The sequence below is a fragment of the Gemmatimonadaceae bacterium genome (assembly GCA_035633115.1).
Lineage (GTDB): Bacteria > Gemmatimonadota > Gemmatimonadetes > Gemmatimonadales > Gemmatimonadaceae > UBA4720.
Genome location: DASQFN010000047.1, coordinates 253,171 through 276,903, shown reverse-complemented (window position 1 = coordinate 276,903; position 23,733 = coordinate 253,171). Strand labels below are relative to the sequence as shown.

The window sequence follows — 23,733 nt, the reverse complement described above, 5'->3', positions numbered from 1 at the left end:
GTCAGCTTCGCAGGACGAGCAGCGTCAGGTCGTCGGCACTCGGCGCGCCGCCGGTATACTCGCCGAGCATGTCGAACACACGCCGCAAAATCTCGTCCGGATGAAGGGCGCGGCTTTCGCTTACTACGTCGAGAACCTTCTGCTCGCCGAGCCGGTCTCCGGCCGGATTGATGACATCGATGATGCCGTCGGTGAAGAGCACGAGAAGATCTTCACCCTTTCGCCACGGCTCGGCGTTCGCGCCGGGCGCTTCGTCGGTCATGCCAAGTGGTGGGCCGTGCGCGTGGAGCCGTCGAGGTGGGCCCGACGATCCGAAGATGAACGCGTGAGGATGACCCGTGTTCGAGTACCGCAGAGTCGAGGATTTTTTTTCGAGCACGCCGAAGAACATCGAGATGAACATCTCGGTCGTCGCAAGCTCCTCCCGGAGAGTCCCAAGGAGCATCGACAGCATCTCACCGGGGTCGGCCGCATTCTGCGCATGGATGGCGGCGGCGCTCATCGCAAGGGCCATGATGAGGGCGGCGCGATACCCATGACCCGACACGTCGCCTATCATGACGCCCGTTCGTCCTCCCGGAATGCGGAAGAGATGATAGAAATCTCCACCGACGCTTTCTGCGGGAACGACACGCGCAGCGACTTTTGCTTCCGGCGCGACGATCGCAGGATTCGGCAGGAGCTTCATCTGGAGATCGTGGGCCAGATTCATCTCCTGTAGCAGCCGCTGCTGCTCGAGCGATGCCCGCACGAGCCGGGCGTTCTGAATCGCGGTTCCAATCTGCGTTGCTATCGCGGCAACGAGCTTCTGATCCCCGGCGCTGTACGGCTGGTGCGACCTGCGGTCCGAAAGATTGACGACGCCGAGCGGCTCGCCGCCCGACGGGGTGGTCCACATGATCGGGACAGACAGCATCTGCCCGCGCCGATACGGCCGTTCGGCGTCACAAACCATCTCGCCCTCGTCTACAGTCAGCGGGTGCTGCGTGCGGAACACGCGCGCCGAGACACAGACGGGATCGTTGACGGCGATTGGCGGGCCGCCCTGCGAGCCATGACCGATCGCCGCAACGACGTGCAGCGTATCAGTCGTCGGGTCGTGAACCAGAATCGATGCGTGCCGCGCACCGACGGTTTCCGATATCTCGGTGAGGATTGTGGTTGCCGCCTCCTCGAGCGTCACCGTGCGGCCGAGAATCTCACCGATCGTGTAGAGAAGATTGATCTCCTCGTATCGCTCTGCGAGCTCGAGCGCAGCGTGGTCGACCTCTTGCGCACCGCGAAGAACCTGCACGACAAACGGCAGCAGGAGCCGGAGATGCTTTTCCTCTGGTTCACCTCCGGGCTCGCACGGCGCGACGGCCAGCCAGGTCCGCTTGATGCCCGGCACCTGCGCGACGAGCATCTTGCCGTCGTTCGACGCGATTGGACTGGCGTCCTTCCCAACCGGAACCTTGTCGGGACGTTCGAGCCGCGGGCCGGAGCGCGCCACCGGGACAAGCGCGTCAACATCCCCCTCGGGAGCCCTCCAGACGGCAGCCTCGCATTGCGTTATGTCGCGGAATGCAACGAGGACCGTCTCGAGCTCTCTCATTTGCGACGGAGTGTGAGTCTTATTTTGTTGCCGCGATCATAGCTGTGCTCGACTCTGTCCATGAGGCGGTGCATGAGAAAGAGGCCCCGGCCCTCCTCGCGCAGGATGGTCTCGGGTGTTGGCTCGACTCGCATCGCGTCGATGTCGAAATCGGCTCCTTCGTCCGTTATGTCGAACACGACGGCGTCGTCCCTTATCACCGCGCGAATCCGCACCTTTCCCTGGCCGTTGGCATTGCCGCGGAGAATGGCGTTCGACAGCGCCTCCGAAAGCGCCACCGGGACGTTGAGGGAGCATTTGTGCGGAGGCAGATGCAACTCGCGACACTGACGTGTCGCGAGCTCGACCACTTGTTCTATGTATTTGACGTCGCTTGGGATCTCGACATCGAGCGCGACGCGCGGCTTGGCCATCAGAAGCTCTCGAGTGCGCGCTCCCTGGTATCCGAGATCTGGAACAGCGTGTCGAGCTTCGTCAGCTCGAAGAGAGTCTGCAAATCATCGTTGAGGTTGGCGAGGCGAAGCTCACCGCCCTGCTCCCGGATTTTCTTCGACAGTGAGACCAGCACGCCAAGCCCGGAGCTGTCGATATAGCCAGTCTGGCTGAAGTCGATGAGAAATTTTTTCTCGCCCCTCTCCAGCTCGTCGAGCACTTTCTGCTTCAGCTCCTGCCGGTTGCCGACGATCAGCTGACCCTCGACGTCCACAACGACAACATCGCCCTGCTTACTGATCGAGAAGCTCATTCTTGTCTCCGAGTGTGTTTCATCAGGCCGCAGCCGGCACCGACTGCAGTGCGGTAACCGCGGCGACGTTAATAATGTCCTCCACCGTCGCGCCGCGCGAGAGATCGGCAGCCGGCCGGGCCAGTCCCTGAAGAATTGGACCGATAGCGCTCGCCCCTGCGAGACGCTGCACCAGCTTGTACGCGATGTTTCCCGCGTCGAGCGTGGGAAACACGAGCACGTTCGCGTTGCCACCGATACTTCCGCGAGGCGCCTTGCGGAGGGCGACCTCCGGAACCAGCGCCGCATCGCCTTGCAATTCTCCGTCCACGCGGAGATCGGGGGCGCGAGACCGGATGAGTCGAAGGGCTTCACGCACCGTGTCGACGCTTTCGCCCTCCGCGCTCCCGCAGGTACTGAAGGAAAGGAGAGCGACCCGCGGCTCGTCACCGACTATCCGAAGGCGATCCTCGGCCGCGGACAGCGCGATGTCCGCGAGCTGATCGGCGCTGGGGTATCGGACGACGGCGCAGTCGGTGAACGTGAGCACCTCAGCGCCGGCGCCCCAGGGTGACGTCGCCACCATATAGAAGGCGCTGGACACGGTTTTGAGGCCATGCCTGAGGCCGATCACCCGGAGCGCCGATCTCAAGACCTCGGCCGACGTATACAGAGCACCGGCTACGCAGCCATCAACGGCGCCGGACGCGACAAGCCCGTGGCCGTACTCGAGTGGTGAAGCGGCACCGGAAAGAATTGTTTCGGCTCCGGTCGCGCGGGCGACCGAATGCTGCTGCTCTGTCGCAGCAGGATCGAGAATCAGAACTGGTCGGACGACGCGAGACTTTGCGAGCGCGTCCGCCGCGGCAATCACGCGCTCGTCGCGAGATTCCGGGAAAACGATCCGGACTTCGAGGGCTGCCGCACGGCTGCGGAGGCTCTCGATGAAGCTCATCCTATTGCGATCGCGCTGCTGTGGAGTAGCGCCTTACCAGCGCCTCCGCGACGGCAGGGTGGACGAGGCCGTCGAGCGACCCCCGATGCAGCGCAATCTCCCGCACGATGCTCGAGCTGATGTAAGTCGTGTCGAGTGATGGGATCATGAACACCGTCTCGAGGCCAGGCGACAGGTGGCGATTCATGAGAGCCATCTGGAACTCGTACTCGAAGTCGCTCATCGCGCGGAGCCCGCGAATGATCAGTGTTGCGCCGACACTCCTGGCGAAGTTCACAAGGAGGCCCTCGAACTGGTGAACTTCAACGCACGTGTTATCACTCGTGACGCGCCTTATCAGCTCGACACGCTCGTCCGCCGTGAACAGCGGCTTCTTCAGGCTGTTGAGCGCGACTGCAACGACGAGCTTGTCGACGAACTCGCAGCTCCGCCGGATAAGGTCCTCATGACCGCGCGTCACCGGATCGAAGCTGCCGGCGTAGATCGCGATTGTCCCCACGCTAGCCCTCGCTGCGGTAGATGGTGATGGCCGTCGTGCCATACCGACGGGTGTCGGCACCCGGTGGCATTGTCGTCGAGGCCGAATGTTCTATGGACAGAACCGTTGCAAACGGAACCTGCAGCCAGCGCGAAGCGAGAACGACTGCGCCGCTGCCCGAATAGGGCGGGTCGGCGAACGCCACATCATATGCACCCGGCGGGAGACTCTCCGCAAATTGAATCGCGTCGGCCTTGTGCATTATTGCCACGTCGCCTGCCTCGAGCTTGTCGATATTCGCGCGTAGAGAGCGAAGGCTCGCTGTGTTTTTTTCGACGAAGTCTGCGCTCTCGGCCCCTCGCGACAACGCCTCCAGTCCGAGTGCACCGGACCCGGCGAAAAGATCGAGAACACGAGCTCCCGGGAGATCTTTCTGAAGAATGCTCATCCACGCTTCGCGGACGCGGTCGAGCGTTGGACGAACGCCTCGGCCGGAAGGAGCGTCGATCGTGCGACCTCTCCAGCGCCCGGCCACGATACGCATGTCAGGTCTCTGCATGAGTGTGCGGACAGACGTCCGCAATGCGCGCCTGAAGCCTGCTCTCCCCCCTGAAGTCGTCGCGCTCCAGTCGGAAAGCGACATCCACCGGCAGTGCCGGATCGAATTCCCCAATTCTGGACGCGAACCCCCAGCCGATCGCTTCGAGCTCGCCGCCACCTGCGGCCAGGCGGAGCTTGAGGCCATCGCGTCCGATGAGCTTGGGCGGCGCGATGAGATGTACACCGCGCGCGACGAGCACCGGTGCCGGGTTCCCCATCCCGAACGGCTCGAAGTGACGCAACATCTTCTCGAGATCTTCATTCGCGCCGTCGAGCCCCACTTCCAGGTCGATCCGCACTTCCGGAATGAGGTCTTCGGGTGCGAGTGACGCTCGCGCGACCTCATTGAAGCGGGAGGCAAACTCATCGACCCTGTCACGCGCGATGGTGATACCGGCCGCTGCGCGGTGTCCGCCGAAGCGCAGGAGAAGATCGCTGCATTTGGCCAGCGCTCCGTGCAGATCGAGAGCGTGTATCGCCCGGCCCGACCCTTTGCCGTATTCGCCCTCCAGCGCGATGAGAACAGTCGGCCTTCCGTATTCCTCGACGATTCGCGAAGCGACGATGCCGATTACTCCCGGATGCCAGCTCTCGCTCGCGAGAACAATCCCGTAAGTCTCCGCGGGATCCATGTGCTCGAGCATCTCGCGCGCCTGGTCGAGCGTCTCGTGATCGAGCTCCTGACGCCGCGCGTTGAGCTCTTCGAGCTCTCGTGCAATAGTGTTCGCCTCGTGCTCGTTGTCGCTCATCAGGAGCTGTACGCCGCGCATCGCGTGGCCGACTCGGCCCGCCGCGTTCAGCCGAGGCGCCAGAATGAACCCCACGCGGCCGGCTGTCATGAGCTTGCCCTGAAGCCCAGCTGCCCTGATCATCGACCGCAGGCCGATGTTTCGCGTGGAGGCAAGCATCCTCAGACCGTATCGCACAAGAATACGGTTCTCGCCTCTGAGCGGCGCCACGTCCGCTACCGTGGCGAGCGCCACGAGGTCGAGCATTCCCCAGATGAATGCGTCGTTCCTGCCGATGTGCTTGGCCAGAGCAAGCGCAAGCTTGAAGGCCACACCAACCGCTGCGAGATCCTTGTCCGGGTACTCGCACCCGTGCTGCCGGGGATTGAGAACCGCAAGGCAATCGGGGAGCGCCTCGCCCGGGAGGTGGTGGTCGGTGACAATGACATCGATTCCCGCCTGGCACAGCTCGGCTACCGGCTCCCTCGCGCTGGTTCCGCAGTCACAGGTGACAACGACAGCTGCACGATTCTCCAGCGCAGCGTGAACACCGGCTTTGCTCAGGTCGTACCCATCTTCAATTCGCCGGGGAATGAATGGAACGGGCTTCGCTCCAAACTCGCGGAGGGTCCGCGTCATGATCGTGGTGGAGCAGATCCCATCTACATCGTAGTCGCCGTGAACGAGAACGGTCTCGCCATCCTTGCACGCGCGAGCAAGCCGCTCGACCGCCTTGGTGAGGCCGAGCATGGAAAAACTGTCATGAAGATGGGCGAGACGGGGTCGCAGGAAGTCTTTGGCGGAATCCGCGTCAGCGTGACCTCGAATAAGGAGGAGATTCGCAACCGTTTCAGGCAGGCTCAGAGCTGCACACAGCGCAGCGACGGCGTCCGGGTCGGGCGTTCGCGGGATGATCCAGCGGGCGCCGGCACGTGGGCTGCCGCGTGCTCCCGGGACGGCGGTTGTTGCGGTCACCTTCGCAACTTAGGCGGCGCCGCGAATGCGCTCAAGCGCCCGACGCGCGGTAGAGCAGCACTCCGCACGCTTCACACACGTCTATCGCACCATTCACAGCCATGAGGTTTCGTCGCTGCATTGGAATTGCCGTATCGCAGTTGCCGCATGAATCCCCGCGGAGCGGATAGAGTGCCTTCGGCCGCCGCGTTCGAATCCGGTCGTACTTGCCGAGCAAGGGCCGCGGGACGCCGGCCGTCTTGTCGTCGCGGGCACGACGCGCGGACTCGAGTGAGCTTTTGATTTCCTCTCGCTCGGCGTCTATCTCGCCGCGGGCGGTCGCCTGTTCTGCTTCGATCTCCACCACCGCGAGCTCGTGAGTCTCTACCGACGAGCGCAGCTCGTTCAGGCGGCGCGAGATTGTTTGAAGCTCGCTCTCGTCTTCAGCGATGATACGCCGCGCGGACTCGACCTGAGCCATCGCGGCCGTCGCTTCCTTGAGCCGCTTCACGGCGTCGAACTGAGCGAGGTTTCGCTCCTGCATCTGCTTGTGCGCCGCCACTTTCGTGTTGAGATCGCGCTGCCGCCTCTCCTCGGATTCAACCGCGCCGCGTGCTCGCGCAAGGGCTGAGACAGCGGTTTCGCGCTTGCGATCCAGCGCCGTCATCCGCGGCTCCAGCGCCCGCAACCGGTTTTCGAGATCGCTGATCTCCGTGTCGTCCGCCTGCAGGGCCAGCAAAACTTCGACATCCGTCTGCATCATTTTCCTCCGGGTTATCAGCGTGTCCGGCCGCGCCGGAATGCCTTGAACGACATCTTGCCCGATGCGCGCATCAGAGTAACGAGCTTTCGCCGCTCGTCATCGAGTGCCGCCTTTTCCTCCTCGCTGGCGAGCGACAGCAGCCCGTCGATCTCCGCGAGCCGCTCTTCCATCGCTCGCACCTCGAGCTGTGCGAGCGAATCATCTATCGTGCGCTGCGCATTGATGAGCCCGAGTCGATCTTCCAGCAGCTGCTCCGCCACCTCTATCGTCTCCGCGTCGAGCATTGGAGCGAGATCACTCAGTGACGCGCCGTCGGGGGCCGAAAGCAGAGCCGTGAAGATCGCGCGATAGCGCTCGTCCCTGAACGACTCGGGCCCGATGCGCTCCGCGATTGCCTCGACTTGCGATCGTTGGGCGAGCATCGCGCGGATGAGCTCCCGCTCGGCCGACGCCCTGTTTACATGAGCCCTTGTCCGGCGGTCTCCCCGACGCGCGCGTATCTCGAGATTGATGCGCGGAGCGGGCGGCTGACGGGGTGGCGCAGCCGCCGTTCCGGTCAAACCAAGCTCACCGAGGAGGATTTGTCTGTTGACGCCGGTCACTTCGCCGGCGCGCGAGACGTAGAGATCCCGCATGATGGGATCGGACGTCGCCCGAATCGTTGGAAGCAGCCGGTCGAGCGCGCGACGTTTCTTCTGAAGCTCGCCGAACCAGCCACCGCGCTCGAGGATCTGGATCTTTCGCTCGAAAATATCTATCGCGTTGTCCAGCTCGGCGGCGAGTGCCGCCGCGCCCTTTGTGCGAACGAAGCTGTCGGGGTCTTCGCCGGCAGGCAGGGTTACGACTCTCACCGACAATCCCTGACGGAGGAGCTCATCGCCCGAGCGAAACGTCGCCTTGAGTCCCGGCGCGTCGCTGTCATAGAGCAGGAAGACATTCCGCGTGTACTTCCGCAGGAGTGCTGCCTGCATCTCCGTGAGCGCCGTGCCAAGCGGCGCGACGACCTCCTCGAGACCGGCCGCCATCAGGCGCAATGCGTCGAAATAGCCTTCGACGATCAGCGCACGATCGGCGCGGCGTATTGCATTGCGTGATCTGTTGAGTCCGTAAAGAAGCTTTCCCTTCGAAAAGACCGGAGTATCGGATGAGTTGAGATATTTCACGTCGCCCGGCCCGAGGAGGCGTCCACCAAAGCCGACGTGACGGCCGGCGAAGTCCTGTATGGGAAATATCAGACGGTTGCGGAAGCGCGGGCGAGGCTCGGTCTCCTGGTCCGGTTGAACCAGCAGCCCGGCTTCGAGCAGACGAGTGTCATCGAACCCGAGGGTGTTCATGTACGTTCGCATGAGCCCGATCTCCCGCGGCGCGAAGCCGAGCGAAAACTCTTCCGCGACCGCGCGGGAAATGTCACGCTCGGACAGATATTCGCGCGCCGGGGCTCCAATCGTCTCGTCCCACAGCAGCTGCCGAAAATATTCAGCGGCGGTTGCGTTCAGCTCCCAGAACTGCTCCCGCGGATCGGGGCCCTCACGCTTCGTCTTCGTGTCCCGCACTTCGATGCCGGCTTTTTCGCCGACGATCCGCACGGCCTCGGGCCAATCCACGCCGAGACGCTTCGTCAGGAACTTGAAGACATCTCCGCTCTCGTTGCAGACGAAGCAGTGATACATCCGCTTCGACGGCGAGACTGAAAAGTTGCGCCGCGTGCCCTGATGAAAGGGGCACGGTCCGCGGAAATCAGCACCGGTGCGCTTCAGCGGGACGTACTCGCCGATTATTCCGACGATATCGGCCGCCTCTCGAACCTGCTCAACGGTTTCGTCGGGGATCATGCGAGCTCTACCACCGTGACTCCGGCTCCGCCTTCGTTCCAGGCACCAAGCCGAAAGCTCGAGACGCGACTTTCCTTCCGGAGCATCTCCGCAACACGCTCCCTTAATGCTCCGGTTCCCTTCCCGTGAATGAACCGCAGCGTTTTCAAATCCGCGCGAACCGCTGAATCCACCGATCGCATGACCAGATCGTCCACTTCTGCAGCCCGCATTCCACGCAGGTCTATCTCACTGCTCACATGAAGCTCTGGTACGTCGCCTCTTATGGCGACTTGCACGCGCTCGCCGGATTCGGGGGCTCGCGCGCGCTCCAGCGACGACCGCGGAACCGTAAGCTTGACCGAGCCCATGGCCACAACGGCATCGTCACCGCGAAACTCCATGAGCCGCGCCACGCGCCCTCCCATCGACGGAACGGACACGAAGTCGCCTTCGATCAGTGCGCCCGACGACGGCGAAGGCTCGTATTCCTGTTCCCCTGTGCGCGAAGCGTCGGCGGTGGCTGCTTCATCCAGCGCCGAAATGGCTTTTGCTTCGTCCGCCGCAAGCTGCTCGACTCTGCGTCTCGCTTCGCGCGCTGCTTCTTCAGCGGCATCCGCCGCATTCTGCCGCAGCTCGCGGATCGTGTTCTCGACTTCGTCACGGGCATCGAGAAGGACGCGGCGAGCTTCCTTCCGCGCATCGCGTTCTGCGTTTCGCTCGCGCTCTTTCACACTGCGCTCCCGATCGGCGACACGTTTGGCGCGCCGGCGGACGTCGTCGCCGATGGCGGCGATTTCCTTTTCGCTCTCGGTGAGTCGCTGCTCCCGGGCTTCGAGCTCCGCCAGCAGCGCATTTACGTCCCGTTCACCGGTTGGAAGACGAGCCTCCGCCCGGTCCAGCACCTCGTCGGGAAGCTGGAGCCGCCGCGCAATGCTGAGGCCGTAGGATCTACCTGGGATTCCCTTGATCAGCCGGTAAGTCGGCGCGAGAGCGACGGAATCGAATTGCAGCGACGCGTTGACGACTCCAGGCACTTCCGCGGCAAGGTCTTTCAGAGCGCCGAGGTGTGTCGTTGCTACAGACAGGCTTCCGCGCCGGGTAAGCGATTCCAGAATCGCGCCGCCAAGGGCCGCGCCCTCGACCGGATCTGTGCCCGATCCCAGCTCGTCAATCAGAACCACGGAGTCGGCCGTGGCGAAGCGGAGTACCTCGGCAAGGTTGCGAACATGTGCGCTGAAGGTTGAAAGGCTGGAGCTGATTGACTGCTCGTCGCCAACATCCGCGAAGACTTCATCGAAGATCGCGAGCCTCGAACCCTTTCCAACCGGCACTGGGATTCCCGACTGCGCCATCGCCGCAAAAAGTCCGAGCGACTTGAGGAGGACTGTCTTTCCGCCGGTGTTCGGTCCGGAAATGAGCAGCGTTCTTTCGGCTGGCTCCAGCTTCAGATCGAACGGCACAACAGGAATTGCCTGCGCGAGTAGCAGAGGATGTCGCCCGTTGATTATCGTGAATCCTTGGGCCGCCGCGCCAAGCTCGAGGGTTCCGCACTCGAATTCAATTCCGAACTGTGCGCGGGCATACAGACTGTCGAGCTCGACGAGCGCCTCGAGTGTCGCCGCAATCGCATCGCGCGATGGCCTCAACGCTTCAGTGAGTTCGGCGAGAATGCGGTCGATCTCCCGAATCTCCTCCACCTCGAGCTCGCGAATGCGATTCCCTGCCTCGACAGCCGCCGGCGGCTCGACGAACAAGGTGCCCCCGGTCGACGATGTGTCGTGGACGATTCCGCCAACCGTCGTGCGGGCTTCTCTCCTCACGGGGATCACGAAGCGCCCGTTCCGCACGGTGACGGACATGTCGTGAACCTGGTGGTGAGGCTCGAGTCTCGCGATCAGGCGCTCCAGAAGCTTGACGAGCTCACCCTGGGAGCCGCGGAGCTCGCGACGAATCCGACGAAGCTGGGGCGATGCTTCGTCTCTTACGTTCGCGTCGTCGTCAATTGCAGTCGCGATCTTCTTCTCGTCGGCTGGCGATGCGAGAAGAGATTCGAGCTCGGGAGCGAGCAGCGCTCGCGAGAGAGGCGGTACTTGCTCGCTCTTGAGCGCCTCGCGTGTCAGTCGGGAGCTGCGGAGCACGCCCGAAATCGCGAGCAGCTCAGCTGCCGTCAACGAGGCACCTTCAATGCGAAGCCGCTCGACAGCCACGCGTATGTCGGGGACTGCCTGCGGGTGCCAGTGCAGCTCGCTCTCGACGAGTGATCGAACGACAGTGACGCGCGCGTGCTCGCTGTCGAGCCACGCGCGCTCGGTCTGCGGTGACGATTCGCGAACACGCTCCGCGCCGAGCGCGGACGACGCCTTGCCCGCGACAAGCTCCAGCGTAGCCGGAAATTCAATTACACGGAGCGCGTGAGCGTTCATCTCACGACGATCCCGAAACGCGAAAACCCGAACTCGCGAATGTCATCGCCAGTTCGGGTTTTTGATGCTGCGACAAGAACATTCACCCCTGTTTTGCGAGCTCCTCACGCGCGATGGCGTTGATCGTGGCGCCCTCGGCCCGCCCTTTGAAGCGCGGCACGACGGTTCCCATCACTGCGCCGATGGAAGTTGCTCCTCCGGCAATCGCTGCTTTGACGGCCGAGCGCAGCTCGTCTTCGCCGACCTGCGGCGGCAGATACTTCTCGAGAAGAGCGACCTCGGACCGTTCCTTCGCCGCGAGATCCTCCCTGCCGCCCTTCTCGTACATGTCCACTGATTCCCGCCGCCGCTTGATTCCCTTCCGCAGGACATCCACGACGTCAGGGTCCGCGAGATCCCGCCGAAGCTCTATGCGCCGATTCTTGATATCGGAGATGACCGTGCCGAGCAGAAGGGTGGCGGGCTTGTCCTGCGCTTTTCGCGACGCGTTGAGATCTGCCTGCAACCGCGTCACCAGCTCGGACATTGGCTAGACGCGACGCGTCCGACGGTTCTTGCGCATCGCGGTGTTCAGCTTGCGCTTGCGACGCTCGCTCGGCTTCTCGTAGTGCCGATGCTTGCGGAGATCGGAAAGAATGCCCGCTTTTTCGCACTTCTTCTTGAAGCGCTTGAGCGCGCGCTCAAAGTTCTCGTCGTCATGAATTATGACTTCCGACAAAATCTACTTCCCCCCTTCGTGGCGTTTGTGCGCCGGTAGTGTGTATAGACGTAACAAGTTAGTCCCGTGGGTATATGACGAGCAAGTAAAGCGCTCCGCATCTCAGCCTGGCGGCCAGGTCATCCGGCGGCCACCCAGTACGTGAAGATGCAGATGGCGAACGGTCTGACCTCCGTCGTCATTGGTGTTGATTACGACGCGATATCCCGAATCCGCCAACCCCTCATCCCTCGCGACCTCCGCCGCAAGCCGCAGCAGCTCGCCGAGCTCCACTGCGTCGTCGGCATCGTCGAGTGATTCCACATGCCGCCGCGGGATCACCAGCATGTGAGAGGGAGCTTGTGCATTGATGTCGCGGAAGACAATAGCATCGTCCCGCTCGGCGAGTATGTCCGCCGGGATGTCACCACTGACGATTCTGCAGAAAAGACATTTCGAAGGCATTACCCGTTCACCGGTTGCTGGATTCTTGATTCCGCAATCGCCCTGGCAACCGCGAGTGCCGCGATTCCGGCGGTCTCGAAACGGAGCACGGTGGAAGCAAGACGGACGGGGGTGAAGAATCCGTCGACCATCTCCTGACGCTCCTCGTCTGCCAGTCCTCCTTCCGGACCGAGAGCGATCACGAGCGGAAAGACAGGATCTACCGCGAGCATTGTCTGAGCCGCAGACGCGTCGAGCAGCAATCGTGTGCCTGGCGGCGCAGCGGCAATAGCGCGACTCACTTGCGCCGACGGGTGAATCTCGGGCAGCCATCCCCCACCGGACTGCGTCAAGGCGGAGATCATTCGTGCACGAATTCGTCCGACGAATGTCGGACCCTCGCCCCTCCCCGCAACGCTCCTCGACCGCTTCCACATGACGGGCCGCCAGCTCGCCACACCAAGCTCGGTCGCTTTTTCCGCCAGAACCAGCATCCGGTCCCGGTCCGCAACCGGCACAAGGAGATGCACGGGCGGAGCAGGCCGAAGGGACCAGACTTCCTCGACGTCGATCATCACGGATCGTTTCGACATTCGCGCAATGTCACCACGCGCCGCGCCGCCGGCGCCGTTCCGGAGCTCGACCGCCGACCCCGGGCCGATACGAAGAACGCGAGCGTGCTGTGCCGCTTCGTCGCCGAGGGAGACGTGCTCGCCGGCAACGAACTGATCGGAAGAAAAGAACGTCGCTACGGCCTGGCGATCAGAGCGCTCCACCAACCCTCCTCAGTGTGTTCGGCCTCGACAGCCCACCCGCCGCGCGCGATCTCGCCCACCATCGACGGCTGTTCTTCAATTAGAACTCCGGAAAGAATCGCGCGCCCTTCCGGGGCAAGCGAGTCGCGAATTATGGGAAGTAGCTCGACAATGACTGACGAAAGAATGTTGGCCAGCACGAGATCTACCGGAGCAACGAGCGGCAGAAGCGTAAGCGCATCACCACCGATGAAATGAACACGGTCCTCGACCCCGTTGCGCCTGATGTTCGCGAGAGCATTGCTCTCGGCATCCGGATCGAGCTCGATCGCAACGACGCGCTTCGCGCCAAGCTTCGCCGCCGCAATCGAGAGAATCGCCGATCCCGCGCCGAGGTCCGCGACGAGGGAATCTGCCGTGACAACGCTCGGCATCAAGTGGATCACGCCCCGGGTCGTGGCGTGCTCCCCTGTGCCGAACGCCATCGCCGGGTCGATCACAACGGTCGTCGCGCGATCGGACGCTGCGGCGAGCCAGGGCGGCGCCACTGTCAGCGAGCCGACCTTGTGCGCCCGCACATTCGCCTTCCACTCACTCCAGTCGCGCGCAATACCCGGAGCAATGGAGACGCTCGCCGCTGGGTCGGCTGCGAGTATCGCTGATCGAAGCCCATCGATGGACGACGCTGCCGGAACGTGGCCAACGATATCCACGCCGGTTTCTTCGATTCCGGGTGACCCGTGCGCGATGAGGGCGTCGATCACCGCTTGTCGCCGACGCGGGCCGGCGACGCTGATCCGAAGCCAGTCTGACGACGCGCGACCGAGATCAGGCGTGTAGCCGCCCGCGTCCGCTGAAGATCACGCGCCCAGCGATTCCTTCACCTTCGACCAGAATCCTTTCCCGCGGCGCTCGAGCGGCGCGACCTGTATCTCCCCCAACCGCTTGATCAACCGCTCCTCTTCCTCGATGAGAGTCTCGGGCGTGTGCAGCTGCAGGCGGATGTGCAGGTCGCCTACTCCTGACGCGTTGACCCGCGGAAGCCCTCGGCCCCTCAGGTGAAAGACCTGACCGCTTTCAGTTCGCGGCGGGACGTGAAGCGTGACGCTCGAGCTCACCGTCGGTACTTCCACGTCGGCTCCAAACACGAGCTGAGGGTATGTGACCAGCACTTCACAGTACAGGTCCTCTCCATCGCGCTCGAACCGAGGATCCTCCTCGACCTCGAATACGATCAGGATGTCGCCGCGCCCTCCGCCGCGCGGACCAACGTTTCCAGCGCCGCGCATCGTCATGTACTGTCCGGTCGCGACTCCGGCGGGCACCTTGACGGTGATCTTCTCTTCCTGCCTCACCCGACCCTCACCACGGCATTTCCTGCACGGCGAAGAGATCACGGTGCCTTCTCCCGCGCAGGTCGGGCATGGGGTGACGCTGATCACCTGGCCGAAGAATGAGCGCTGTGCACGCCGCACTTCGCCGGAGCCCGCGCAGGTGGTGCAGCGGAGCACCTCCGTGCCGGGCTCCGCACCCTTCCCCTCACAGCGATCGCACGTCATGAGAAGCTTCGCGGTAACCGAGCGTTCGATGCCCGTCGCAACTTCGGCGAGTCGCAGTGGAAGAGTGATGCGAATGTCCGATCCCGTCCGCGGACCCGTCGATCCCCCGCCGCCGCCGAAGAGATCGCCGAACCCGGCGAATCCACCGAGATCACGCATGAAGATGTTGAGCGCTTCCGACAGGTCGACGTGATGGAACCCGCCCGCGCCGCCGCGTAGCCCGGCTTCACCAAAGCGGTCGTATGTCGCGCGCTTGTTCGGATCGCGAAGCACATCGTAGGCTTCGGTGATCTCCTTGAACTTGTCCTCGGCCTCGCGCGAGCCGTTGTTCCGGTCCGGATGATAAGTCATCGCCAGCTTTCGATAGGCGCGCTTTATCTCGTCTTCGGTCGCGTCGCGAGGGACGCCGAGAATCTGGTAGAACTCAGCCATACGCGCTCAGCTACTCCAGTAGCTCTGTAATCAGCTTCGATGTGTGTGTAACGAGCGAGATGACCTTCTCGTAAGGCATGCGAGTCGGTCCGATCACGCCGATGACGCCGCTCAAGCCGGCCGCGTGGTACTGCGCCGTCACGACGGTGAAATTCTCGAGGCGGGGATCGTTGTGCTCGGATCCGATGCTGATCGTTATCCCGCCTACATCGCTGCGCTTTCTGAGAAGATCAGCGAGATCCTCCCGCGTCTCGGTCAGCGCGACGAGCTTCTTCATGCTGTTGACGCTCGCGAACTCCGGCTGCTCCGCGAGCACCGACGCGTGTCCAAGCATTACATCTTCGGGCCGCTGCATCGCGACATCGAAAAGCTGATCGCCTTCCTCGATGAAGACATTCAACAGCTCTGCCGCGTTGTCGCTTGGACTGCTGTCGCGAAGGCGTGCCCCGAGGCTCGCTCTGATCTGACGCAGCGTCGATCCGGCGAGGCGCTCATTCAGAACGGCGGTTACCTCCGCGAGTGCGGCGTCGGCAACCTCGCCTTTTGCTTCGACAAAAATCGTTCTCACCGCGCCGCCGGTGAGTGTGAGAGCGACGAGAATCCGCTCCGCCGACAAACGCACGAGGTCGAGACGCTCGAGCACGCTGTTGTCCAGTCGCGGGCCCAGCGCGATGCCCAGCTCCTGAGTGATCACACCGAGACTCTGCGCCGCACGTCTGAGTATCGCTTCGACGGCGGATCCGCCCGACGCAATCTCGGCGGTGAGCCTGTCGTGTTCCCGCTTCTTCATCGGCTGCAGCCGAATGAGCGAGTCGACGTACACCCGGTATGCGACGTCGGTCGGGACGCGACCGGCCGACGTGTGAGGATGATACAGCATCCCCTTGAACTCGAGGTCGCTCATCGTGTTTCGAATCGTCGCCGCCGACACGCCCAGGCCGAAGCGACGGGCAATGGCATGCGAGCCGGCAGGCTGAGCGGTCTCCACATATGACTGGATGACGGCTTCGAGCACCCGCCTCTCGCGCTCGCTCAGCTCGGGATAAGCCATGAGTTTCAACGTAAGAATCGCCTCAAAGTCCTGTCAACCCGGCGGCCAGCCTGTCCAGCCGCAACCAACCCTCGGCATTTAGACGCACGAGATCACCGTCGATCACTGCCCAGCCGGCGCGTTCCCAGCTCTCCGCGGCGGCGCGATCGGAAGCGCCGGCGAGGTAACCTGTCTGGGTACGAAGCCCGAGATAAATGCGCTCCGATTTCGCGCTCTCCGCGTCGATGAGCTCGTACCCTTCGACGACGGATTCTGCCCGGCCTAGTGCAGCGAGCCACTGCGCGTACGGCTTTACGTTCCACCGCCGGCGCTCGCCGTCGAAGCTGTGGGCGGCCGGACCAATTCCCATGTATGGTGCGCCAGTCCAGTAAGCGGAGTTGTGCCGCGACTCTCGACCCGGTTGCGCGAAGTTGGAGACTTCGTAGTGTACAAACCCTGCACTTGTCATTCGCTGGTGCGCTTCGAGGAACTCATCCGCGTATCGGTCCTCGCTGGCCGATGAAACCCGCCCTGCGCTTACCCACCGTTGCAGGGGCGTTGCCGGCTCGACCGTCAGACCGTAGAGCGAAACATGCTGCGGCGACAAGGCCAGGGTCTCGTCGAGATCCCGTGTCCACGCACGCGGAATCTCGGGCGGCAGGGCAAAAATCAGGTCGAGCGAAATGTTCACGATCCCCGCGGAACGCGCGGATCGAACCGCGTCCCCGATCCTGCTGGCGTCGTGCGTGCGATGCATCCACTTCAGGACTTCATCGTCAAAGGTCTGCGCGCCGAGCGAGAGACGATTGACTCCCGCCGCAGCCCATGCGTCGGCGGCCTCTGGTGTCACGTCCTCCGGATTGGCCTCGATCGTGACTTCTGCGCCCGGCGCGATCTGCGCGAACGCCTCAATCGACGTGAGAAGCCGGCGCACACCTTCGGCTCCGAGGCTCGACGGAGTTCCGCCTCCGAGATAGACCGTGCCAAGATTCCAGGACGAAGACTTCATGCCAGCTGGCGCGGTGACTACCACCAGCTCCCGTTGAATTCCGCCTAGATAATCCGTGACCGGCACGGTGCGGCGCACCGCGATCGAGAAATCGCAGTAGGAGCAGCGACGTGCGCAGAAAGGAACGTGGACGTAGAGATGTGATGGAAGCACGGCTGAATATACCCCGTCCGCGCCCTATCTCCGCCGTATTTCCCCTGTAAGCAGGCATTCGACCATCCCGAGAAGCTCGAGCGAAGTGACGGCGGCAAGACATTCGCGGGCCGGCAGACGCGAGCGCGCAGCGAGAGCGTCAGCGTCGAGCCCTCCGCCCGAGAGTGCCCCCCAAACACGCGACTCCGTTTCTGTCAGCTCAGCGTCGCGCTTTTTCGGAGGCGGGCTCACGCCAGCGAGAGCGAGAGCGTCGCCGACCGACACAATTGGCATCGCGCCGTCTCTGATCAGCTCATTCGTGCCGCAGCTCTCGGGGGAATCGATCGGGCCTGGGACCGCGGCGACAACGCGGCCGAGATCAACTGCCTGACGCGCGGTGTTGAGGGCGCCACTCCTGTGGCCTGCCTCGATCACTATAGTCAGGGGCGCGAGCGCGGCGATGATCCTGTTCCTCCGGGGGAAGGTCCCCCTATGCGCGGTCGCGCCAGTACCGTACTCGGAAACGACAAGCCCGCGCGTGGCGAGGAGGTCATGCAGTGCGCGGTGTCCAGCCGGATACGGCACGTCGATTCCTGTTCCCATCACGGCGACGGTTCGGCCGTCTACCTCGAGCGCGGCGCGATGCGCGGCTGCATCGATGCCGCGCGCCATTCCGCTGACGATGCATGCGCCCCCCCGCGCGAGCTCGCCGGCAATCGCGCGCGTAATCCTCAGGCCATAAGCAGTGGGCCGTCGAGTTCCGACAACCGATACCGACGGTCCCTCGAGCATTCTCGCGTCGCCAAGTGCGTGCAGCTGGCGGGGCGGGTATTCGAGGTCCTCGAGAGCGGTCGGATAATCGTTGTCTCCACGCTTCCAGAGTGCCGGCGCGACGTGAATAACTGGCATGAAGCAGGCAGTACAAACCTATGGTAATTCAGCTGTTGCAGCCGAGTCGCTCGCCTTGTTTCTCAGCCACTGCAGCTCGGACCACCAAGCCGCGAGCAGCCCGTCCAGTCCCTGGCGGCCCGGCGCACTGACCGCGAACACGCCAAACGCATCGTCGGTTCGAATCGCGGGGAGATAGTCCTCTCCGAGCAGATCGAGCTTCGTGAAAACCACGCAGTGGGGGCGCTGCATGAGCTCCGGCGAGTATGCATCGAGCTCGCGCCGAAGCTGGTCGTACTCTTCCTGCCAGTCCATTGCGTCGATCGGAATGAGGAACGCCAGCAGGCGAGTCCTTTCGATATGACGAAGAAAGTGCAGCCCGAGGCCCTTCCCCTCATGAGCTCCTTCGATGATGCCGGGAATGTCGGCCACCACGAATGTGCGATGATCGCTCAGCTGAACGACACCGAGGTTTGGGCTGAGCGTGGTGAAGGGGTAGTCGCCGATTTTAGGGGTCGCCGCCGAGATCACGGAGAGCAGTGTGGACTTGCCCGCGTTGGGTTGACCCACGAGCCCGACGTCTGCGATGAGCTTGAGCTCGAGCTCGAGCCTCCGGACTTCGCCCTCCTCACCCGGCTGCCATTCGCGCGGCGCCTGATGCGTGGCGGTAGCAAAGAAAGTGTTTCCTTTCCCGCCGCGGCCGCCCTTTGCAACTATCTCCTCCTGACCATCGGCCAGAATCTCCGCGACGATTTCCCCGGTCGCGGCATCGCGCACGATCGTTCCCGGTGGAACGGGAAGCACTATGTCCCCGCCGGCGCGACCGGTTTTGTTCGAGCCCATGCCGTGCTCGCCACGGTCCGCCACCCAGCGATCGCGATAGGTATAGTCGAGCAGGGTGGCGAGATTACCGTCGCCTCTGACAATCACGTCGCCGCCGCGTCCGCCGTCACCGCCGTCGGGCCCGCCCATCGGGGCGCGAAACTCCCGGCGGAAAGAGGTGCAGCCCGAGCCACCGGTTCCGGCTTCGACGGTCACGACAACTCGATCAACGAACATCGAAGCCTGCGACTCTGGCCCGGGCGCGGATCATCCCGTATCCGGCGACGATTGTGCAGACCGGCTCGCGACAACCCGCGCCAGCAGAGCCTGGTATTGCTTGATCTCCCTCGGACCAACCAGATCGCTTAGCGCCTCGAGCGTCGCCGAGACTTCCTTCGGAGATGCGCCGCTGTTGATGGCGCCGTGCAGGTGTGAATGCAGCTGTCGTTGCTGTCCTGCGGCCGCGCACGCAGCGACGACACACAGCTCGCGCCGTTTGAGGTCGAGCGCCGGACGAGACAGCACCTTGCCGTAGCCGTCCGTGATCATCCAAGCGTCCAGCGCCGGATGAAGCTCCCGGACATTGCGTCTGAGCAGCTCGTACGATGCACCGTACACAATCCCGCAAGTTGCCTCCCCGTTTCTTTCCCATTCCTCGGCATGCCGGGCCGAGGCACTTTCGTCAGCCAGCGGCGCCCGGACGCCCGATGCCCCGCGCCACATGCGCGCCGCGTTGAGTGCGCGTGGAAACCCCGCGAACAAGTATGACTGCAGAATTACCTCGTCGGCGGCCTGCGGACTTACCGAGCCCGCAATCTCGTCGATCACGCGCCTTGTGGTTGCCTCGTCCGAGCCGGCGATTGCGGCCGCGAGTCTCACGAGCGCGCACGTCTCCCGATCGAGAAACGAAATCATGGAGCTGCCGGCGGCCGCCGACGGCATCCGCCGTCCGCAGGTGGAATCAGATTGACGCGAGGGCCGGCGCCGCGAAGCGCGTCCCCGCGCCTCCTCCGACAGAGATGACGCCGACCACTTCGCCTCGACTGTTGCGGACAGGCTTTCGGAGAAATTCAGCCAGACGAGGCGGCAGCCTCTCCGGCAGCTCGTCGAGCTCCTGGAGCAGGCGCACGAGGGCAGGATACTGCGCCCGGCTGTTGCCGTCCTCGACCTTGAGGGCGATTCCCAACCCGCGTTCAGGCACCACCGCGGAGTGAACTCCCTCCGCACCGACCTTGGAGACAATTCTGCCGTCGGTTTCTTCCATCAGGACGGTGTCGAACCTGTCGGTGCCGCCAACGAGAAAGGGATGCGTGACCATGGCGTTGACGATTCGCGACGGTATCTCCTCGCCGCGCCGTGCAGCGGATCCGAGCCGCGCGTACGCGCGCGCCATCCGATCCAGCGGAAGTCCGAAGACCACCGCGCCGCAGCCGTCAACGGCGAGGTCCAGCTCTGAAGGCCGCATGTCAGCCCAGAGCGCAACGTGGTTCAGGATCGACTGCTGTACCGAATGCTCGATGCGCTCGTAGCCCTCGATCGGCCAGCCGCTCTGCCGGGCGTAGGCCAGCATCGCCGTGTGCTTCCCCGAGCAGTTGTTGTGCGTTCGCTTAGTTCGGCTGCCGGCCTCGCGGAGAATCTTCGCGCCGCGCGAGGTCAGAGGCTCCTGTGGCCCGCACGCCAGGTCACCCTCCTCGAGCCCGATCTCCGCCAGCATCTTCTCGATGAGCGCGACATGCTCGGGCTCGCCGCCGTGAGAGCCGGACGCAATCGCGAGCTCCTCGTCGCCCCAGCCGAGCGTATCGAACCCGCCGCTTGCAAGGAACGGCATGACCTGGAAAGGCTTGGCCGCCGAGCGCCAGTAGGTGAGCATCCGCGCATCACCGGCCTCGGCGAGAAGCTTGTCGCCATCCGCGACGACCGCGGCGTGCACGCGGTGATACGACTCTACCGCGTTTCCGCGCGTGACAACGACATCCAGCTCGTGGCTTCGCATTACATAATCAAAATACCGAGATCAATCCTTTTGTGTACCGTCTCGGGTCTCGACGCACATCGACAAGAACGGTATTCAGCTCAGTCACCGTCAACAGAAGGCGGTCGTAGAGCTCCTTGTCAGTGAACAGTTTCGTCATCGTGCCGTCTCCGCGCGACATTGTTCCAACGAGCGTATCGAGCGCCGAGACGGTAGAAACGAGACGCGTGTAGAGCTGGTCATCCCTCAACAGCTTTCCAACGGTGCCCTGGCTCGAGCCGAGCTGGGCGACGATCGTGTCGGCGGAAACGAGCACACGATTCAGATTTGCGTACAGCGCGGGATCGTTCAGCAGACGACCGATTGTGCCGCGCGGGTTCTGGAGGCTAACCATCACGCGGTTGGTGCTGACCAGCGTGGAGTTCAGCTCGTCGTAAAGTGTGCGGCTTGTGACGAGCGCGCCAAGCGTCCCTTCGCCGCGCGACACGCCATTGACCAGCGACTGGATGGTGCCGGTCAGAGAGACGACTCTGTCGAGTGCCCCGGCTGCCTGCCGCAACACAGCCTCGTAATCGAGCGCGTTTGCGAGGGAGATCGTATCGCCGGCCTTGAGCGTCGCGTAGCGCGGCGTTCCCGGGCTTATGTCGAACACCTTGTCGCCAATCAGTCCGAGCGTCCGAAGCGTCGCTCTGGAGTCGCGCCTCACCTGCGCCGAGTCGTTCTGGTCGAGCTGGATGATGATCTTGAGATTCCGTGTGGTGTCGAGGTCCACCGGAAGGAACTCAATCGACTTGACCGAGCCGGCGAGCTGGCCGGCTATTGTAACCTGACCTCCCTCACGCAGCCCGGCGGTGCTCGGCACGAACGTAACGAGCTCGTAGTGGCTGGCGAACAGATTCGCCTGCTGGCCCAGCTTGATGATGGCAACGACCATTATCCCGAGGGCGACGGCGATCATCGCGCCGACCTTCAGCTGGTCCCAGGTTATGAATGTCGAGCGTTTCATCGTCGGCTGGAAGTTAATGCCATGTCAAAAACCGCCAAGGAAATCGCGAAGATACGGGTCATCACTTCCCGACATCTCTTCAGGGGTCCCGAAGAAATGAATCTTTCTATTGGCCAGAACAGCAATCTTGCTGGCCATCCTGAACGCCGATCGAACATCGTGCGTGACCACGACGCCCGTCACCCTGAGCTCCCGCTGCAGCTTCAGAATCAGGTTCGTGATGGTTCCCGTCGTCAGCGGGTCGAGGCCTGACGTAGGCTCGTCGTACAGCATGATCTTCGCGTTGTTTGCCATGCCGCGCGCGATGCCGACTCTTTTCTTCATTCCTCCGGAGAGCTCCGACGGCATCTGATCCAGAACCTTGTCGGGGTCGAGATCCACGAAGTCGAGCTTCTCGCGCACGCGCGCTTCGATTTCCTGCTCCGACAGTGCGGTGTGCTCACGAAGAGGATAAGCGACGTTCTCATAAACGGTCATCGAGTCGAAGAGCGCGGCGCCCTGGAACACCATCCCCATTTTCTGGCGCACTCTCAACGCACGGTCGAAGGGGAGCTGTGTGATCTCCTCTCCATCGAGGAAGACGCGACCGCGGTCGGGAACGAGCAACCTGAGCAGGAGCTTGAGGATCGTCGATTTACCCGTCCCGGACTCACCCAGGACCGCCACCGTCTCGCCGGCCTTTGCGGTAAACGAAACATCCTCGAGTATAGGCTGATCGAAAGAGAGGTACACGTGGTCGAGCGCGACGATGTTCATCGCGCTGTACTCCATCGTGCTCGCAGGCTCGGGCGGCTCCGGACCGCGATCGAGATCGAGCTCCGATCGAATCGCACGGCGAACGCGCGTGTCGTCTCCGCCCCGGCGTATAGGCGCATCGCCCTGCTCGGCGTCGGGGATGGCGGCCTCGTCCGGCCGCGGCGCCCGCCGCTCCCCGCGCTCCTCCTGCTTATCCTGGCGCTTGCCTATCGGCGGCTGGAGACGATCCTTCTCAAATGCCCGGCTCTCGGCCGGAGTCTGCTCGGCCGCCGGATTTACCGCGCCGTTTTCCGCGGCGGGCTCAGCCTTGGGCTCTTCGTCGTCGCTCATGTACCGAGAACCGCCAGCAGCAGCTGCGTTATGAAATAGTCCACCACGAGAATCAGAATGCTCGCGGTGACCACAGTTCTGGTAGTGGCAATCCCGACTCCCTCGGTTCCGCCTGTTGTCTTGAGACCGAAGTGGCATCCGACCGTAGCTATGATGCCTCCGAACACCAACGGCTTCGCGAGGCCATGGATGAAATCATGGGGCACGTACGTCAGCATGAACCCGCCCGACGCAATCTGCTCCCAGACTGTGCGCCAGTACATCGACGTCGGAATTCCGAGGTAGAGCTCGGCGATGACATTGCCGCCGAGAATGCCGGCGAGATCGTTGATCACCGTAAGCGTCGGCACCATGATGAGCGCCGCGAGCACGCGCGGCGTGACCAGCTTCTTGATCGGATCCGTGCCGAGCGTGTTGAGTGCATCTATCTGCTCGGTGACGCGCATCGATCCCAGCTGCGCGGCGATTCCAGATCCAACGCGTCCCGCAACCATCAATCCGGCCAGTACCGGGCCGAGCTCTCTTATCATCGAGCCGGCCACGAGACGCCCGATGTACATCGTAGCGCCGAAGGTCCTGAGCTGGACGGACGTCTGCAGCGCGAGCACCATCCCGGTGAAAAAACCGGTGAGAAGCACGATTCCGAGCGAGCCCACGCCAATGGCATCCATCTGCTGAACGAGATCGCCGCGATAGAACGGCCGGGCGAAGATGAATCCGATCGACTTCCCTGCCAGAACGAAATATTCCTGGAGGGAAAGCACCTGGCGCTTCAGTGCGTTGTTGAAGCGATCGAGCAATTGGGAGGCGTGGAAGGAAGCGAGCGTCGCATCGGGGCGGCGCTGGAGCCACCCCAATGATCAATTTG

The 23,733-nt window shown here is 63.1% G+C and carries 25 protein-coding genes; all 25 read right to left on the bottom strand.

The window, feature by feature from the left end; translation table 11 throughout:
* Position 1: 1 nt before the first annotated feature.
* The gene (locus VES88_05810; protein ID HYN80998.1) at positions 2–1,594 is read right to left on the bottom strand and encodes a GAF domain-containing SpoIIE family protein phosphatase; all 1,593 of its coding nucleotides are present in this window, start codon (positions 1,592–1,594) and stop codon (positions 2–4) included.
* Positions 1,591–2,007 carry an ATP-binding protein gene (locus tag VES88_05805; GenBank protein ID HYN80997.1) on the bottom strand — a complete coding sequence of 139 codons (417 nt, stop codon included), beginning with the start codon at positions 2,005–2,007 and terminating at the stop codon, positions 1,591–1,593. The genes VES88_05810 and VES88_05805 overlap by 4 nt, the downstream gene beginning before the upstream one ends.
* Entirely contained in the window at positions 2,007–2,339 is a 333-nt protein-coding gene (locus VES88_05800) for an STAS domain-containing protein (protein ID HYN80996.1), read from the bottom strand. Before VES88_05800 ends, VES88_05805 begins: the two co-directional genes overlap by 1 nt.
* A 22-nt stretch (positions 2,340–2,361) precedes the next feature.
* A complete protein-coding gene (locus VES88_05795) occupies positions 2,362–3,273 on the bottom strand; it encodes a phosphate acyltransferase (GenBank protein HYN80995.1) in 912 nt (303 codons plus the stop codon).
* 1 nt (position 3,274) lies between these two features.
* A complete protein-coding gene (gene coaD, locus VES88_05790; protein ID HYN80994.1) occupies positions 3,275–3,772 on the bottom strand; it encodes a pantetheine-phosphate adenylyltransferase in 498 nt (165 codons plus the stop codon).
* A gap of 1 nt (position 3,773) precedes the next feature.
* Positions 3,774–4,310, bottom strand: coding sequence for a 16S rRNA (guanine(966)-N(2))-methyltransferase RsmD (gene rsmD, locus VES88_05785; GenBank protein ID HYN80993.1), 537 nt, complete (start codon positions 4,308–4,310; stop codon positions 3,774–3,776).
* Positions 4,297–6,054 carry a single-stranded-DNA-specific exonuclease RecJ gene (gene recJ, locus VES88_05780; GenBank protein HYN80992.1) on the bottom strand — a complete coding sequence of 586 codons (1,758 nt, stop codon included), beginning with the start codon at positions 6,052–6,054 and terminating at the stop codon, positions 4,297–4,299. Before recJ ends, rsmD begins: the two co-directional genes overlap by 14 nt.
* 31 nt (positions 6,055–6,085) lie before the next feature.
* Positions 6,086–6,793 (bottom strand): hypothetical protein, encoded by a 708-nt coding sequence (locus VES88_05775; protein ID HYN80991.1) that lies wholly within the window; start codon positions 6,791–6,793, stop codon positions 6,086–6,088.
* A 17-nt stretch (positions 6,794–6,810) separates the two neighbouring features.
* Positions 6,811–8,628, bottom strand: a complete 1,818-nt coding sequence (dnaG, locus tag VES88_05770; protein ID HYN80990.1) for a DNA primase — start codon at positions 8,626–8,628, stop codon at positions 6,811–6,813.
* Complete coding sequence (locus VES88_05765; GenBank protein HYN80989.1) at positions 8,625–11,033, bottom strand: endonuclease MutS2; 2,409 nt, start codon at positions 11,031–11,033, stop codon at positions 8,625–8,627. Before VES88_05765 ends, dnaG begins: the two co-directional genes overlap by 4 nt.
* 82 nt (positions 11,034–11,115) lie before the next feature.
* On the bottom strand, positions 11,116–11,559 hold the full coding sequence (locus VES88_05760; GenBank protein HYN80988.1) for a GatB/YqeY domain-containing protein: 444 nt from the start codon (positions 11,557–11,559) through the stop codon (positions 11,116–11,118).
* A gap of 3 nt (positions 11,560–11,562) precedes the next feature.
* Positions 11,563–11,751 (bottom strand): 30S ribosomal protein S21, encoded by a 189-nt coding sequence (rpsU, locus tag VES88_05755; protein HYN80987.1) that lies wholly within the window; start codon positions 11,749–11,751, stop codon positions 11,563–11,565.
* 102 nt (positions 11,752–11,853) lie between these two features.
* Positions 11,854–12,195: a histidine triad nucleotide-binding protein gene (locus VES88_05750; protein HYN80986.1), complete on the bottom strand. Its 342-nt coding sequence runs from the start codon at positions 12,193–12,195 to the stop codon at positions 11,854–11,856.
* Entirely contained in the window at positions 12,195–12,950 is a 756-nt protein-coding gene (locus tag VES88_05745) for an RsmE family RNA methyltransferase (GenBank protein HYN80985.1), read from the bottom strand. The genes VES88_05750 and VES88_05745 overlap by 1 nt, the downstream gene beginning before the upstream one ends.
* Positions 12,923–13,693 (bottom strand): 50S ribosomal protein L11 methyltransferase, encoded by a 771-nt coding sequence (locus VES88_05740; protein ID HYN80984.1) that lies wholly within the window; start codon positions 13,691–13,693, stop codon positions 12,923–12,925. The genes VES88_05745 and VES88_05740 overlap by 28 nt, the downstream gene beginning before the upstream one ends.
* A 96-nt stretch (positions 13,694–13,789) precedes the next feature.
* Positions 13,790–14,920 carry a molecular chaperone DnaJ gene (gene dnaJ, locus VES88_05735; protein ID HYN80983.1) on the bottom strand — a complete coding sequence of 377 codons (1,131 nt, stop codon included), beginning with the start codon at positions 14,918–14,920 and terminating at the stop codon, positions 13,790–13,792.
* 10 nt (positions 14,921–14,930) lie between these two features.
* The gene (gene hrcA, locus VES88_05730) at positions 14,931–15,971 is read right to left on the bottom strand and encodes a heat-inducible transcriptional repressor HrcA (GenBank protein HYN80982.1); all 1,041 of its coding nucleotides are present in this window, start codon (positions 15,969–15,971) and stop codon (positions 14,931–14,933) included.
* A gap of 22 nt (positions 15,972–15,993) precedes the next feature.
* Entirely contained in the window at positions 15,994–17,112 is a 1,119-nt protein-coding gene (gene hemW / locus VES88_05725) for a radical SAM family heme chaperone HemW (protein ID HYN80981.1), read from the bottom strand.
* A 24-nt stretch (positions 17,113–17,136) separates the two neighbouring features.
* Complete coding sequence (gene dprA, locus VES88_05720) at positions 17,137–18,000, bottom strand: DNA-processing protein DprA (protein ID HYN80980.1); 864 nt, start codon at positions 17,998–18,000, stop codon at positions 17,137–17,139.
* 18 nt (positions 18,001–18,018) lie between these two features.
* A complete protein-coding gene (obgE, locus tag VES88_05715) occupies positions 18,019–19,038 on the bottom strand; it encodes a GTPase ObgE (GenBank protein ID HYN80979.1) in 1,020 nt (339 codons plus the stop codon).
* A gap of 30 nt (positions 19,039–19,068) precedes the next feature.
* Positions 19,069–19,743 (bottom strand): carboxymuconolactone decarboxylase family protein, encoded by a 675-nt coding sequence (locus VES88_05710; protein HYN80978.1) that lies wholly within the window; start codon positions 19,741–19,743, stop codon positions 19,069–19,071.
* 19 nt (positions 19,744–19,762) lie between these two features.
* Positions 19,763–20,794, bottom strand: a complete 1,032-nt coding sequence (locus tag VES88_05705; GenBank protein ID HYN80977.1) for an asparaginase — start codon at positions 20,792–20,794, stop codon at positions 19,763–19,765.
* Between the two features lie 7 nt (positions 20,795–20,801).
* The gene (locus VES88_05700; protein ID HYN80976.1) at positions 20,802–21,779 is read right to left on the bottom strand and encodes an MlaD family protein; all 978 of its coding nucleotides are present in this window, start codon (positions 21,777–21,779) and stop codon (positions 20,802–20,804) included.
* 24 nt (positions 21,780–21,803) lie between these two features.
* Positions 21,804–22,865: an ATP-binding cassette domain-containing protein gene (locus VES88_05695; protein HYN80975.1), complete on the bottom strand. Its 1,062-nt coding sequence runs from the start codon at positions 22,863–22,865 to the stop codon at positions 21,804–21,806.
* Positions 22,862–23,722 carry an ABC transporter permease gene (locus VES88_05690; GenBank protein HYN80974.1) on the bottom strand — a complete coding sequence of 287 codons (861 nt, stop codon included), beginning with the start codon at positions 23,720–23,722 and terminating at the stop codon, positions 22,862–22,864. Before VES88_05690 ends, VES88_05695 begins: the two co-directional genes overlap by 4 nt.
* Positions 23,723–23,733 lie beyond the last annotated feature (11 nt).